General features: G+C 70.9%; 12 protein-coding genes and 1 pseudogene. 5 read left to right on the top strand and 8 right to left on the bottom strand.

Features of this window, described 5'->3' with window-relative positions; translation table 11 throughout:
* Positions 1-178: 178 nt before the first annotated feature.
* The 4 genes from galE to F3J18_RS09270 are packed head-to-tail and all read right to left on the bottom strand — an operon-like array spanning position 179 to position 4,482.
* Positions 179-1,201: a UDP-glucose 4-epimerase GalE gene (gene galE, locus F3J18_RS09255; protein ID WP_025098758.1), complete on the bottom strand. Its 1,023-nt coding sequence runs from the start codon at positions 1,199-1,201 to the stop codon at positions 179-181.
* Between the two features lie 22 nt (positions 1,202-1,223).
* Entirely contained in the window at positions 1,224-2,360 is a 1,137-nt protein-coding gene (locus F3J18_RS09260; protein WP_025098759.1) for a glycosyltransferase family 4 protein, read from the bottom strand.
* A 35-nt stretch (positions 2,361-2,395) separates the two neighbouring features.
* Positions 2,396-3,223: a glycosyltransferase gene (locus F3J18_RS09265; RefSeq protein WP_166912627.1), complete on the bottom strand. Its 828-nt coding sequence runs from the start codon at positions 3,221-3,223 to the stop codon at positions 2,396-2,398.
* Positions 3,220-4,482: an oligosaccharide flippase family protein gene (locus F3J18_RS09270; RefSeq protein WP_036038056.1), complete on the bottom strand. Its 1,263-nt coding sequence runs from the start codon at positions 4,480-4,482 to the stop codon at positions 3,220-3,222. The genes F3J18_RS09265 and F3J18_RS09270 overlap by 4 nt, the downstream gene beginning before the upstream one ends.
* A gap of 249 nt (positions 4,483-4,731) precedes the next feature.
* Here F3J18_RS09270 and F3J18_RS09275 point away from each other — a divergent pair, with 249 nt between their 5' ends.
* From F3J18_RS09275 to arfB, 5 genes and pseudogenes are all read left to right on the top strand, one after another.
* Complete coding sequence (locus tag F3J18_RS09275; protein ID WP_025098762.1) at positions 4,732-6,126, top strand: phosphomannomutase/phosphoglucomutase; 1,395 nt, start codon at positions 4,732-4,734, stop codon at positions 6,124-6,126.
* Between the two features lie 242 nt (positions 6,127-6,368).
* A complete protein-coding gene (gene waaC, locus F3J18_RS09280; RefSeq protein ID WP_161783284.1) occupies positions 6,369-7,400 on the top strand; it encodes a lipopolysaccharide heptosyltransferase I in 1,032 nt (343 codons plus the stop codon).
* A 10-nt stretch (positions 7,401-7,410) separates the two neighbouring features.
* Positions 7,411-8,295, top strand: a complete 885-nt coding sequence (locus F3J18_RS09285) for a Kdo hydroxylase family protein (protein WP_166912628.1) — start codon at positions 7,411-7,413, stop codon at positions 8,293-8,295.
* Between the two features lie 38 nt (positions 8,296-8,333).
* A pseudogene (gene waaA / locus F3J18_RS09290) lies at positions 8,334-9,626 on the top strand (lipid IV(A) 3-deoxy-D-manno-octulosonic acid transferase); the annotation flags it as partial.
* 149 nt (positions 9,627-9,775) lie between these two features.
* A complete protein-coding gene (arfB, locus tag F3J18_RS09295; RefSeq protein WP_013697209.1) occupies positions 9,776-10,177 on the top strand; it encodes an alternative ribosome rescue aminoacyl-tRNA hydrolase ArfB in 402 nt (133 codons plus the stop codon).
* Between the two features lie 55 nt (positions 10,178-10,232).
* Here the strand turns inward: arfB and F3J18_RS09300 are convergent, their stop codons facing one another.
* The 4 genes from F3J18_RS09300 to F3J18_RS09315 all read right to left on the bottom strand — a co-directional run bounded on the left by F3J18_RS09300 (position 10,233) and on the right by F3J18_RS09315 (position 13,980).
* On the bottom strand, positions 10,233-11,546 hold the full coding sequence (locus F3J18_RS09300) for an EAL domain-containing protein (RefSeq protein ID WP_166912630.1): 1,314 nt from the start codon (positions 11,544-11,546) through the stop codon (positions 10,233-10,235).
* A 396-nt stretch (positions 11,547-11,942) separates the two neighbouring features.
* Positions 11,943-12,875: a DMT family transporter gene (locus F3J18_RS09305; protein ID WP_166912631.1), complete on the bottom strand. Its 933-nt coding sequence runs from the start codon at positions 12,873-12,875 to the stop codon at positions 11,943-11,945.
* Between the two features lie 334 nt (positions 12,876-13,209).
* Positions 13,210-13,545, bottom strand: coding sequence for a hypothetical protein (locus F3J18_RS09310; RefSeq protein WP_166912632.1), 336 nt, complete (start codon positions 13,543-13,545; stop codon positions 13,210-13,212).
* Positions 13,546-13,767: 222 nt separating this feature from the next.
* Positions 13,768-13,980 (bottom strand): glycine zipper 2TM domain-containing protein, encoded by a 213-nt coding sequence (locus F3J18_RS09315; RefSeq protein WP_025101413.1) that lies wholly within the window; start codon positions 13,978-13,980, stop codon positions 13,768-13,770.
* Positions 13,981-14,042 lie beyond the last annotated feature (62 nt).

The following is a 14,042-nucleotide window of genomic DNA, read 5'->3' on the forward strand; positions in this document are numbered from 1 at the left end:
CGGACAAGGACTTGCGAGAGGCCTGGTGGCGCCGCGGCAAGGCTTTCGAAGCGGCTCCTGCGGCGAGCCGCGCCGGGCGGCGGCAGGTGCGTCGCGCGTGCCGCCGAGGCTTGCCGGCCGGGAAAGCGACAAGGCCCCGCCGGGGCGGGGCCTTGTCGGATCGATCCGCCGCCGGGCCTCAGGCGAAGCCGCGCGGATTGCGCTCCTGCCAGCGCCAGTGGTCGGCGCACATGCGCTCGATGTCGTACTCGGCCTGCCAGCCGATCAGCTCTGCGGCGCGCGCCGGGTTGGCATAGCACTCGGCCACGTCGCCGGGGCGGCGCGCCACCAGCTCGTAGGGTACCGGCCGGCCGCTGGCCGTCTCGAAGGCCTTGACGATGTCGAGCACGCTGTAGCCGCGCCCGGTGCCGAGGTTGACCACGAAGCTGGCGTCGCGCCGGCGCAGCGCGTCGAGCGCCTTCAGGTGGCCGCGCGCCAGGTCGACCACGTGGATGTAGTCGCGCACGCCGGTGCCGTCGTGGGTCGGGTAGTCGTTGCCGAACACGCGCAGCTTCTCGAGCTTGCCGACGGCGACCTGGGCCACATAGGGCATCAGGTTGTTCGGCAGGCCGGCCGGGTCCTCGCCGATCAGCCCGCTCTCGTGCGCGCCGACCGGATTGAAGTAGCGCAGCGTGGCGATGCGCCACGACGGATCGGAGATCTCGAGGTCGCGCAGGATCTGCTCGGCCATCAGCTTGGTCTGGCCATAGGGATTGGTGGCCGACAGCGGGAACGACTCGTCGATCGGCGAACGCTCCGGCACGCCGTAGACGGTGGCCGAGGAGCTGAACACGACGTGCTTGACCTGACGCTCGCGCATCACCTTGAGCAGGGCCAGCAGGCTGTCGAGGTTGTTGCGGTAGTACTCGATGGGCTTGGCGACCGATTCGCCGACCGCCTTGAGCGCGGCGAAGTGGATCGCGGCGCTGATCGGGTGCGCGTCGAACACGCGGGCCAGCGCGGCTTCGTCGCAGGCGTCGACCTGGTGGAAGGCCGGCGCGCGGCCGGCGATCCTGGCGATCCGGTCGACGGCCTCGCGCTTGCTGTTGACCAGGTTGTCGACGATCACCACGTCGTAGCCGGCGCCGAGCAGTTCGACGGCCGTATGCGAGCCGATGAAGCCCGCGCCGCCCGTCACCAGAATCGTGCCCTTGTCGCTCATTGCGCTCATTGTCATGCCCTCCTCAGAGTGCCGTGCCTGTCAGCGCACGGATGGTTTGTCGATAGCGTTCGACGACATTCGCCTCGTCGAATTCGCGCAGTACCTTCTGGCGGCCGCGCTCGCCCATCGCGCGGCGCGCCTCGGCCGGCATGTCGAGCATGGCGGCCATCTTCCCGGCCAGGCTCGCGCTGTCGCGCGCGGTGCAGAGCAGGCCGGTCTCGCCGTCGTCCACCACGTCGCGGCAGCCCGGCACGTCGGTGGCGACGATCGGCCGGCACATCGCCGAGGCTTCCATCAGCGTGCGCGGCACGCCCTCGCGATACGAGGGCAGCACCACGCAGTCGGCCGCCGCGATATGCGGGCGGACGTCGTGCGCCTCGCCGAGATAGTCGATCACGCCCTCGCGCACCCATTCGTCCAGGTAGGTGCTCGATACCGCGCTGGGGTTGTCGACGCCGACCGGGCCGAGCAGGGCGAAGCGCGCTTGCGGATAGCGCGCCTTGAGCGCGCGCGCGGCGTCGACGTATTCGCGCACGCCCTTGTCCCACAGCAGCCGGCCGATCAGCAGGAACTGGAAGCTGTCGCGCTCGGGCAGCGGGGCGGGCGCGAACTGCTCGATATCGACGCCCTCGCCGTGCAGCAGCCGCGCGCGATCGGGATGCGCGAGCAGGCGGCCGGCCTCGAAGGTGGCGAGGTCGTCGCGGTTCAGGAACCAGACTTCGCGCGGGAAGCGGAACGCGAAACGATAGAGCCGCTTGGCGATGCTGGCGGCCCGGCTCTCGCGGATGAACACGTAGCCCAGGCCCGTGGTGACGGCCACCGAGGGCACGCGCGCAAGCCAGGCCGCGATCGAGCCGTAGATGTTCGGCTTGATCGTGTAGTGGAACACCAGGTCCGGGCGCAGCTCGCGATAGTGGCGGCGCATCGCGGCCAGCATGCGCAGGTCCTCGAGCGGATCGGTGCCCTTGGAGGCGACGCGCAGCTCGAGATAGCGGCAGCCCATCGCCTCGAGCGGCTCGACCGTGCGATCGCGCGGGGCCAGCACGATGACCTCGGCGCCGCTGGCGACCAGCATGCGGATCAGGCCTTGACGATAGGTGTAAATCGCCCAGGCGGTGTTGCAGACCAGGACGATGCGCAGCGCGGAAACAGGACTCATGTCGAAGCAGTGGACGGGAAGCGGGACGAAGCGCGTCAGGCCGGCGGGCGCTGCGCGAACGAACGGCGTTTCAGCTTGTGCAGCAGCGAATACGGCGTCACGAGATGAAGCAGGTACTTGGCGAGGCCGCCCCAGTCATACGGGTTGCGCGCATCGAAGTAGCGCAGCACCAGCGCGAGCGTCGAGCGGATCTGCCGGCGCCGCCGGGTGGCGCTGATGCCCCCTTCGTTCAGTTCGTAATATAGGCCGAGTTCGGGCAGGTTCGCGCAATCGTAGCGTTCCATTAAGCGCAAAAAAATGTCCAGGTCCTCGGCGGCCGGATATTTGATCCGATAGTTGCCGACCTCCAGTACCCGCTGGATATCGAGCATCACCGAGGGATGGACCAGCGGCGAACGCAGGAAGCGGGTGCGGCGCAGCCGGGCCGGATCGGCCGGCGGCGTCAGCATGAACAGCGGGCGGCCGTCGCGCGACACCACCTGGGTCCAGGTGCCGACACAGGCCACGCGCGGATGGGCGGCCAGGAACGCGCGTTGCTTGGCCAGGCGCCCCGGCGCCGCCAGGTCGCCGGCGTCGAGCCGGGCCGCGTAGCGGAAACCGCGCGCGGCCAGCGCCTCGATGCCGGCCGCCAGCGCGCGCTCGATACCGCCGTTACGCGGCATGCGCAGCACCTCGATGTCGAGCCCCGCGCGCGGCGCCGGCGCGATCGGCGGCGTGCTGCCGTCATCGACCACCAGCACGTGCACGGGCGCGGTTTCGGCCAGCGAGGCGAGGCTGCGCTCCAGGTCGTGGTGGCCGTTGTAGGCCGGGATCAGCACCGCGACCTCATCGAGGGCGCCGGCGGGGGCGAGGGAGGAGCTCATGTGCGCAGCTTCAGGCGGATATAGGTGAAATTGACCGCGGCGGCGGCCAGGTAGCCGGCGGCCAGGCCTACCAGGGCGCCGTACAGGCCGAGCGCGGGGATCGCGATGGCGTTGGCGATGGCCGCCACGGCCAGCGCCAGCAGCCACTTGGCCAGCAGCACGAACCTGGCCTGGAACTTCAGCACCACCAGGTTGCCGATCGCCTCGACGCCGGCCGGCACCGAGAGCCAGACCGCCCAGCGGAAGATCGAGACCGACTGCTCGTAGCCGGGGCCGAACACGCGGCCGATGATCAGCGGCGCGAGCAGGTCGAGCACGGCGGCGCCGCCGATCATCAGCGCGCTGGTCATGGCGATCAGGCGCCAGACGTTGCGGCGCAGCCGCGGCAGCTCCGAGACGCGATAGACGAAGGCCGGCGCGATGGTCTGGGCGAGCAGCAGGGCCAGCGTGATCCAATTCTCGTTCAACTGCTGGGCGGCGGCGTAGCGGCCCAGCTCGGCGAAGGAGACGTGCCGCTCCAGCATCAGGCGGTCGAGCTTGAGGAACAGGTACATGCAGACCAGGCCGATCCAGAACACCGTGCCGGCCGAGGCGAAATGCCGGAACAACGGCGCTTCCACGCGCCAGCCGAGCCGGCCGCCGTGGCGACGCCGGTAATAGAGCATCAGCGCCAGCGCGATCGCGCCGGCCTCGAGCGCCCACAGCCAGCCGTAGCTGGCCGGCGCGGCGGCCGCGCGCACCAGCAGCCACACCAGCAGCGCCTTGCCGAGCGCGGCGAACATGCTCGCGATCAGTTGCGGCTTGCTGTAGGTCATGCTCTGCAGCCAGGCGTTGATCACGCCGACGAAGGGCTCGCGCAGCACCAGGGTCACCGCCAGCCCCGCCAGCATCGCGCCGACCAGCGGATCGACCAGGCCCGCCGCGATGCCGGCCCAGGTCAGCGCGAGCGCGACGATCGACACGGAAAAGCGCAGCGCGAAGGCGCTGCCGAGCACCGCGCCGAGTTCGGCCGGGGCGCGCTGCACGATGGTCGGCACCAGGATCTCGGCGCCGCAGACCCAGGTCAGCGGCGCCAGCACCAGCAGCAGCGTGTTCGCGTACTGCCACTTGCCGAAGGCGTCGGGGCCCAGCGCGCGGGCCAGCAGGCCGCTGATCACGATCGCGACGCCGATCTGCGTGAGGCGCTCGAGGCCGAGCCAGACCAGGTTGGCGGCGGCCCGGGCGACATCGGGGTTGGCGATGCGCGTAAGCTTCAGCATGAAAAAATTCGAAAAAAAAGGGCTCGGCGCCGATCCGGCCGCCGGGCCGATTTTCTAATTTGCGGCGCTGCAACCTGCACGCATTAGAATGGGCGGCTCGTGGGCGATGCCTGCCGCACCGACCGGGCGGGTCGAAACCAGCGATTATAAGTTGTCCGGGTCCGAACCCGACATTCGTCGCAGGACGCGCCACCCGGCCGGCGTGCGAGGCCGCGGCACCCTTTTCCATGTACGACAGAGAGTGAATCGATGATTTCCCAATCCATCTTCAAGGCGTACGACATTCGCGGCGTGATCGGCAAGACGCTCGATGCCTCGGTCGCCCGCTCGATCGGGCAGGCCTTCGGCAGCGAGGTGCGCGCCCAGGGCGGCGACGCGGTGGTGGTCGCGCGCGACGGCCGGCTGTCCGGCCCGGATCTGATCGCGGCGCTGGCCGAGGGGCTGCGCGCGGCGGGCGTGGACGTGGTCGACGTCGGCATGGTGCCGACCCCGGTCGGCTATTTCGCGGCCAGCGTGCCGCTGCCGCTGGCCAGCGGCGAGCGTCGCGTGGATTCCTGCATCGTGGTGACCGGCAGCCACAATCCGCCCGACTACAACGGCTTCAAGATGGTGCTGCGCGGCGCGGCGATCTACGGCGAGCAGATCCAGGCGCTGTACCGCCGCATCGTCGCCCAGGATTACGCCGAGGGCAGCGGCAGCTACCAGCAGCACGACGTGGCCGATGCCTACCTGCAGCGCATCGTCGGCGACATCAAGCTGGCGCGCCCGCTGAAGATCGTGGTCGACACCGGCAACGGCGTGGCCGGCGAGCTGGCGCCGCGCCTGTTCAAGGCGCTCGGCTGCGAGCTGGTCGAGCTGTTCACCGAGATCGACGGCAACTTCCCGAACCACCACCCGGACCCGGCGCATCCCGAGAACCTGCAGGACGTGATCCGCGCGCTGAAGGAAACCGATGCCGAGATCGGCTTCGCCTTCGACGGCGACGGCGACCGCCTCGGCGTGGTCACCAAGGACGGCCAGATCATCTACCCGGATCGCCAGATGATGCTGTTCGCCGAGGAAGTGCTGTCGCGCAACCCGGGCGCGCAGATCATCTACGACGTCAAGTGCACCCGCAACCTGGCGCCGTGGATCCGCGAGAAGGGCGGCGAGCCGCTGATGTGGAAGACCGGCCATTCGCTGGTGAAGGCCAAGCTGCGCGAGACCGGCGCGCCGCTGGCCGGCGAGATGAGCGGCCACGTGTTCTTCAAGGATCGCTGGTACGGCTTCGACGATGGTCTCTACACCGGCGCGCGCCTGCTCGAGATCCTCGCGCGGGTGGCCGATCCGAGCGCGCTGCTCAACGGCCTGCCGAACGCCGAATCGACCCCGGAGCTGCAGCTCAAGCTCGAGGAAGGCGAGAACGTCGTGCTGATCGAGAAGCTGCGCCAGGACGCCAAGTTCGAGGGCGCCGACGAGGTCATCACGATCGATGGCCTGCGCGTCGAGTATCCCGACGGCTTCGGCCTGGCGCGTTCCTCGAACACCACGCCGGTGGTGGTGCTGCGTTTCGAGGCGAATTCGGCCGAGGCGCTGGAGCGCATCAAGGGCGAATTCCGCCGCGCGCTGACGGCCGCCAAGCCCGACGCGAAGCTGCCGTTCTGAGGCCGCGAGGCCTGGTGGCGGGCCGTGAGCGGTCCGCCGGGCCGGGCGACCTGCCTTGCGCGACGCGCAGGCAGGTCCGGCGCGTTGTTCCGTCGGGCTTGCCGGCGCCGCGCGCGGCCCCTGGCCGCCCGCCCGCCCGCCATGTTCGCCGGCGCCGTGCTCGACGGCCCCGGTCGCCGCATGTCCCCTCCCGCCGCTCCCGTTTACGGGATAAGCCCGCCGACGCGATAAAATCGCGTCTTTTGGTCCGTACCGGCCTTTCGTCGGTTTTTCTCAGCGTGCAAAAAATTCTGATCGTGCGCGTCTCGTCGCTCGGCGACGTCGTGCACAACATGCCGGTGATCGCCGACATCCACCGGCGCCACCCGGATGCCCAGATCGACTGGCTCGTCGAGGAAGGCTTCGTCGAGCTGGTGAAGCTGGTGCACGGCGTGCGCAAGGTGCTGCCGTTCTCGCTGCGGCGCTGGCGCAAGTCGCTCGGCAGCGCGCGGACCTGGCGCGAGATCCGCGCATTTCGCCGGCAGATCGCCGACGAGCATTACGACCTGGTGATCGACTGCCAGGGGCTGATCAAGAGCGCCTGGGTGGCGAGCTGGGCGCGCGGCCCGCTGACCGGCCTGGCCAACCGCACCGACGGCGCCGGCTACGAGTGGCCGGTGCGCTTCTTCTACCGCCGCCGCGTGCCGATCGCGCCGCGCACCCACGTGGTCGAGCGCACGCGCCAACTGGTGGCCGCGGCGCTGGGCGACCCGGCGCCGTCGCCCGACGACGCGCTCGATTTCGGTCTTGACACGCATCAGGCGGCGCGCGCGCTGGCGGCTGCCGACCTGAATCTTCCGGTACCGTACGTGGTCTTCGTCCACGCGACGTCGCGCGCCGACAAGCAATGGCCCGACGCCGCCTGGATCGAGCTCGGCCAGGCGCTGGTGCGGCGTGGCGCGTCGCTGGTGCTGCCCTGGGGCAGCGAGGCCGAACGCGCCACCAGCGAGCGGCTGGCCAGGGAGTTCGGCGCGGCCGCGATCGTGCCGCCCAGGCTGTCGCTGCCGGCCGTGGTGGGGCTGGTCGACGGCGCGGCGGCCACGGTCGGTGTCGATACCGGCCTCGTGCACATCGCGGCGGCGCTCAAGCGCCCGACGGTCGAACTGTACAATTTCGCCACCGCATGGCGCACGGGCGGCTACTGGTCGCCGAACGTCGTCAATCTCGGCACGGCCGGCGCGCCGCCCTCGCTGTCCCAGGTGAAGGGCGCGCTCGCGTCGTTCGGCCTCCTGTAACGGTGCGATCATGAGCGAATCCCAGATCCTCGAAGTCCTCTCGGCCGACTGGCACGGGCAGCAACTGCCGATGCCGCGCGAGCAGCTGCTCGCCGCCGTCGAGACCGGCAAGGTGCTGTATTTCCCGAACCTGCGCTTCGCCATCGAGGGCGGCGAGGAGGCCCTGCTCGATCCGGCGCTGGCCGATCCCAAGCGCAAGAACATCAGCCTCGCGCCGAACGGCGGCGCGGTGGCCGGCGTGCTCGGCGACGCGGTCACGCAGTCGGCCGTGCGCGCGCTGGTGGCGCGCTACCAGCAGCAGGCGGCCTCGCTGGTCGACGGCCTGTTCCCCGAGTATCGCGGCCGCATGCGCGTGGCGCCCACCAGCCTGCGGCTGCGCCAGGTCGAGACGCGCGAGAGCTCCTGGCGCAAGGACGACAGCCGGCTGCACGTCGATGCCTTTCCCTCGCGGCCGAACTACGGCGAGCGGATCCTGCGCGTGTTCAGCAACGTCAACCCGGCCGGCGTGCCGCGCGTGTGGCGCGTCGGCGAGCCGTTCGAGGACGTCGCCCGGCGCTTCCTGCCGGGGATTCGCCCGCAGTTGCCGGGCGCGGCCTGGCTGCTGGAGCTGCTGCACGTCACCAAGTCCAGGCGCAGCGCCTACGATCACCTGATGCTGCACCTGCACGACGCGATGAAGGCCGACCTCGCCTACCAGCAGGACTGCCCGCAGCAGACCATGCCGTTCCCGCCCGGCAGCGTCTGGATCTGCTTCTCGGACCAGACTTCCCATGCCGTCATGTCGGGCCAGTTCATGATGGAACAGACCTTTTTCCTGCCGGTCGAGGCGATGGCGCGGCCGGATCGCGCGCCGCTCGGCATCCTCGAGCGGCTGCAGCAGCGCGCGCTCGTCTGAGCACGGCGCGCAGGCACGGAGCAAACCACGGTGGTGTCATGTTGAGAGCGGTGTATCGCGCGCTTTGGTGGATCGTCGCGCCCGCCGCGGTAGTGCGGCTGTTCTGGCGTTCGCGCAAGGAGCACGGCTATCGCGAGCATATCGGCGAGCGCTTCGGCCAGCTCGCGCCGGCCATGCGCGCGCGACGCGGGCCCGACGACGCGGCGCCGCTGATCTGGGTGCATGCGGTCTCGGTCGGCGAGACGCGCGCCGCGCAGCCGCTGATCGAGGCGCTGCTGGCCGCGCGGCCCGACGCGAAGCTGCTGCTCACCCACATGACGCCGAGCGGCCGCGCCACCGGCGAGCAGTTGTTCGGCGCGCGCGTGCTGCGCTGCTATCTCCCCTACGACATGCCGCACCTGGTGCGCCGCTTCCTGCGCGCCTGGCGGCCGACGCTCGGGCTGGTGATGGAGACCGAGGTCTGGCCCACGCTGATCGACGAGTGCCGTCGCGCCTCGGTACCGCTGGTGCTGACCAATGCGCGCATGTCGGCGCGTTCGTTCCGGCGCGCCTCGCGTTTCGGCCCGGCGGTGCGCGAGGTGTTCGGCGGTTTCTCGCGGGTGCTGGCGCAAAGCCCGTCCGATGCCGAGCGGCTCGGCGCGCTCGGCGCGCGCAACCTGGCCGTGCTCGGCAACCTGAAGTTCGACATGAGCACGCCGCCGGAGCTGGCCGCGCGCGGCCGGGCCTGGCGCGAGGCGATCGGCTCGCGGCCGGTGTGGGTAGCGGCCAGCACGCGCGAGGGCGAGGAGGCGCTGGTGCTGCGCGCCTTCGCGGCGCTGAACACGCCGCATGCACTGCTGATCCTGGTGCCGCGTCATCCGCAGCGTTTCGACGAGGTGGCCGCGCTGGCCGCGCGCGAGGGGCAGGCGGTGCTACGCCGCTCGGCGCTGTGGGCGGCAGGCGCGGCGGCGGCGGGGCAGGCCCACTCGGCGCTGGCGGCCGACACCACGGTGCTGCTGGGCGATTCGATGGGCGAGCTCGGCGCCTATTACGCGGCGGCCGACGTGGCCTTCATCGGCGGCAGCCTGCTGCCGCTGGGTGGGCAGAACCTGATCGAGGCCTGCGCGGTGGGCGTGCCGGTGCTGATCGGCCCGCACGTGTTCAACTTCACGCAGGCCACGGCCGATGCGGTGGCGGCCGCGCTGCCGCCGCACGATACGGCCTTCGCGCTGACGGTCCACAAGTCGCAGGGTTCGGAGTTCGACGAGGCGGCGCTGGTCCTGCCGGCCGCGTTCGGGCGCGTGCTGTCGCGCGAGCTGGTCTATACCGCGATCACGCGCGCGCGTTCGCGGGTGCAGGTGATCGGGCCGCGCACGGTGCTGGCGCAGGCAATCGCCACGCGCACCCAGCGCGACTCGGGCCTCGCCGCGCGGATCGCCGAGGCCGCCGCGCGGCACGCGAGCGCCGGCGCCGGCAAGACAGTCGATCAGGAGAACGGAACATGATCCGCTACACGCTCGATCCCGCCGAGGTCGAACTCTCGGCGATGCGCGCGCAGGGCGCCGGCGGCCAGAACGTCAACAAGGTGTCGAGCGCGATCCACCTGCGCTTCGACATCCGCGCCTCCTCCCTGCCCGAGCTGTTGAAGGAGCGCCTGCTCGCGCTGTCCGACCAGCGCATCACGCGCGACGGCGTGGTGGTGCTGAAGTCGCAGGAATATCGCACCCAGGAGCAGAACCGCGTGGCCGCGCTGGCGCGGCTCGATGCGCTGATCGCGAGTGTCGCCGTGGTGCGGCGCGCGCGGGTGGCGACGCGGCCGACGCGCGCCTCGAAGGAGCGCCGGCTCGATGCGAAGAACCGGCGCGGGACCGTCAAGGCCGGGCGGGGCAAGGTCGTGGATTGAGGCATCGAGCCGGTTGCGGCTCGAATCGCGAGGGAACGGCGCGCATGAACGCGGCTCAGGCCTCGTCGGTCGCCTCGAATGCGTCGCCGTCGTCGTGCGGGTCCGACACGAACTCCACGCAGAGCACCACCTTCACCTCGCTGCCTTGCGGCGCGCTCGCCGCGAGCGCCGCCGCCCAGGCGTTGCGCCCCTCGGTCAGCGAATGCTGCGGGCCGGCCATGATCACGCGCCCCGGCGTCTGCATCGCGCGCTGCCAGACCGGCAGGCGCGACCAGTTGCTGTCGGTATCGGGAAACAGCGGCGCGAGGCGCGCCGCCTGGGTCGGCGAGACCGCGTCGGGGCGCGCGATCGAGGGGGCGGGCTGGCGGCCCTGCGGGTCGGTCACGAACACGCGCCGGATCTCGGGCAGCTCGAACAGCGGCGCGGCCGCGGCGGCCAGCTCGCCGTTCGCGAGCCAGTCCTGCGCGGCCGCCAGCAGCCGCCGCTCGAGCTCGCCGAAACAGGGGCCGTTGCGCAGCGCCCGCGCCTCGCGGCGCGCGGCGTGCCGCGCCCATGCCTCGTCGATATGGCGCGTGCCGCCTGCGCCGGCCCGTGCCAGCGAGGCATCGGGCTGCCCGAACAGGAAACCCTGCACGAAGTCGACGTCGGCATCCATCAGCACCTGCAGCGCGTGGGTGGTTTCTATGCCCTCGGCCAGCACCAGCGCGCCGGCCTGATGCAGCATGGTCACCAGGTGGCGGATGTTGCGGCGCGCGTCGCCGGGCTGCTGCGCGCGCTCGACCAGCGAGCGGTCGAGCTTGACGATGTCGGGATGCGCCTGCCAGACGCGGTCGAAGTTCGAGAAGCCGGTGCCGAAATCGTCGATCGCGATCAGGAAATCGCGATGCTGGATCCGGTCGATGGTGCGCGCCAGCGCGGCTTCGTCGCGCACCGGCTGCTCGATCACCTCGAGCACCACGCGGGTGGGCGGCAGCGAGAAATGCGCGCAGAGCTCGTCGATCGATTCGCGCTGCGCGCTGCCCGAGTCGAGCATCTGCGGCATCACGTTGAGGAACAGCCAGCCGTGGCCAGGGTCCTGCGCGGCGAAATTGGCCGCGTGCAGGCAGCGCGTCATGCGATCGAGCAGCGGGGCGTCGCCGCGCGTGTGCGCGAGCGCGAACAGCGCTTCCGGTTCCAGCGAGGCATCGCTCGAAGCCTGCGCGCGCACCAGCGCCTCGTAGCCGACGATGCGCCGGTGCGTGATCGAGAGTACCGGCTGGAATGCCGAGGTCAGGCGCATGCCGCGATAGTTGGCGGTCCAGCCGCCGGCACCGTCGGATACGAGCAGGCTGACGAGATGGTCTAGCGTCAGTTCGGCGGACGGTCGCATTGCGCGTGAGTTCGGTGGGGGCGGGCGTCGTGCGATCCGGGGGGATCGGCGGCGGCACCGCGCGGTCGTGTGTGGCTACCCGAGGCTGCGTGAGGCTGTGTGTGGCAGCGCGCGGCCGGCCGGGTTGGCGCGGAGGCCGCCGCGTCGCGTGCCCACGTACTCTACACCGAATGGACGAGCACGGAAAATGCTCGGCGCTACGAATCATCGACGCTTCGCACACCTGTTGTTCGGCCGCGCGCGGGGCCCTCGGCGCGGAGCTGGCCGGCCGTGCGCGAAAGCCCGGGCGCAAACGATTGAAGTGTCGAAAAAGCCGGAAAGCGCGGAAAAAGAAAGGCAGCGTTGCAGTGGCGATGCGCGGCGCGGATGCGAAACGTCGCGGCCGCGCATCGCGGTTCAGGCGGCCGTGTCGCGTGCCGACCCGAAGCCCGGGATGCGCCGGATCGCGCCGGTCGCGAGCGCGGTGCCGAGCAGCACCACCGCGCAGCCGGCGAGCATGATCGGCGCGACCGTTTCGTCGAGGAACAGCGCGCCCCACAGGATGCCGAAGATCGGGATCACGAAGGTCACGGTGATGGTGCGCGACGGCCCGACATGCGCGATCAGGTAGAAGAAGATCAGGTAGGCGACGCCGGTGCACAGGATGCCGAGCGCGATCACCGCGCCCCAGGCCTGCGCCGAGGCCGGCGCGGCCGGCCAGGTGGCCAGCGCGAAGGGCAGCAGCAACAGCGTGGCGCCGCTCATGGTGCCGGTCGCGTTGATCAGCGGGTCGACGCCGGACAGCTTGCGCTTGGTGTAGTTGGCGGCGATCCCGTACAGCAGGGTCGCGCCGAGCGCGGCCGCGGCGGCCAGCGCGGTGGCGCCGGCGCTCGCGCCGCCGGTGCTGCCCTCGGGCGCGAGCACCTGGTTGCCGACCAGCAGCACGCCCGCGAAACCGACCACCAGGCCGAACACGCGCGGCATCGAAAGCCGTTCGCCGAGCCAGAGATAGGCCACCACCGCGGCCCACAGCGGCGCGGTGGCATTGATCACCGAGGTGATGCCGGCCTGCAGCGTCAACTCGGCGAAGGCGAACAGGCAGAACGGCGCGGCCGAGTTGAGCAGGCCGCAGACCAGCAGCGGCCAGGCATGGCGGCGCAGCGTGCGCGCCAGTCCGGCCGCGCCGTTGCGCGCCAGCGCGAGCACCAGCAGGAACAGCGCGCCGAAGCCGACGCGCAGCACCATCAGCGGGGCGACGCCGAAGTCGGCCACGCCGACGCGGATGAACAGGAACGAGGCGCCCCAGAAGGCGGCGAGCAGGATCAGCAGCGAGAGATGGCGGGTGGACATGGCGGGCTCGAATGGGGGCGCGGGATGCCGAGGCATGGTAGCGCCGCGCCGGCCGCCGATGTTACAGGAACGGATGAAATGGCAAAAAGGCGGAGATAGGTCTGAGGAATCGTCGAGGCCGACTGGCAGGCTGGCCGGGGAAGGCGGTAGGTGGGGCACGTGGGGGCGCGTTGCAAGGCGAAGGGCCTTGAACTCCGAAGGCCGGCTCTCGCAGCCGCACGCACGAGCGGGCGCCCGGCGCGCCACGCTGACGATGGATCGGGCCACGCACGGCGGCGCGGCCGCGATCGCTCAGGCGCGGGCGAGGCGAACCGGCCGCCTGCGCTCGCGAGGCTCAACGATGGCCGTGCCAGCCGCCCCAGCGTCCGCCGCGTCCCCAGTAGCCGCCTCCGCCGAAGCGGAAGCCCAGCGAGACCGACGGCCCCCACCAGCCGCCATAGGCCGGATAGTAGGCCGGCGCCGGGTAGGCCGGGTAATAGGCCGGATAGGCGGGCGCGACATAGGCCGGCGCGGTGTTGTAGGCCGGTGCCGGGTAGGTCGGATCGGTCGCGGCGGGCGCGACCGGCGTGGCGGCGTAATAACCGCCGGCCGGGTAATAGCCGTAAGGGTAATAGCAGCCGGCGAGGGCGACGGTGGCGAGGCCGGCGGCGACGAAAGTGCGGGTTTTCATGGCGGACCTCCGGACGGAGGCGTCCTGTGACGGTGGCGATACGGGGAGCTTAGGCGCGTCGCGCATGAAACGCTGTGTGAAACAGTAACGGCAGATTTCAACACGCGCGAGCCCGCATCGTGTCACGAGGCGAACTGTAGGGGAGCGAGGGCGGCAGGACGAGTCGACCCGCCCGCGAACGCGCGGGCGGGTCGACCAACGGGTTCAAGCCCGGGCGGGCGCTTACTTGCCGACCTGGTTACCGATGATGCCGCCGGCGGCCGCGCCGCCCAGCGTCGACAGCGCGCTGCCGCCGATGGCCGCGCCGGCCACGCCGCCGACACCGGCGCCGATCGCCGTATCGCGCTGGCGCGTCGTCATCGAGTCGCAGGCCGACAGGCTCGCGATGGTGGCGACCAGCAGCGCCCCTATCCCAACACGTCGGATCGAGTTCATGGTGTGTCCTCGGAAAGAGTGAAGAGTGAGTCGTGGCGCGCGGCCCGGGAAATCCGATTCGC

It is taken from the genome of Burkholderia sp. Ax-1720 (assembly GCF_011753035.1).
In the GTDB taxonomy this organism is placed as follows: Bacteria; Pseudomonadota; Gammaproteobacteria; order Burkholderiales; family Burkholderiaceae; genus Burkholderia; species Burkholderia gladioli.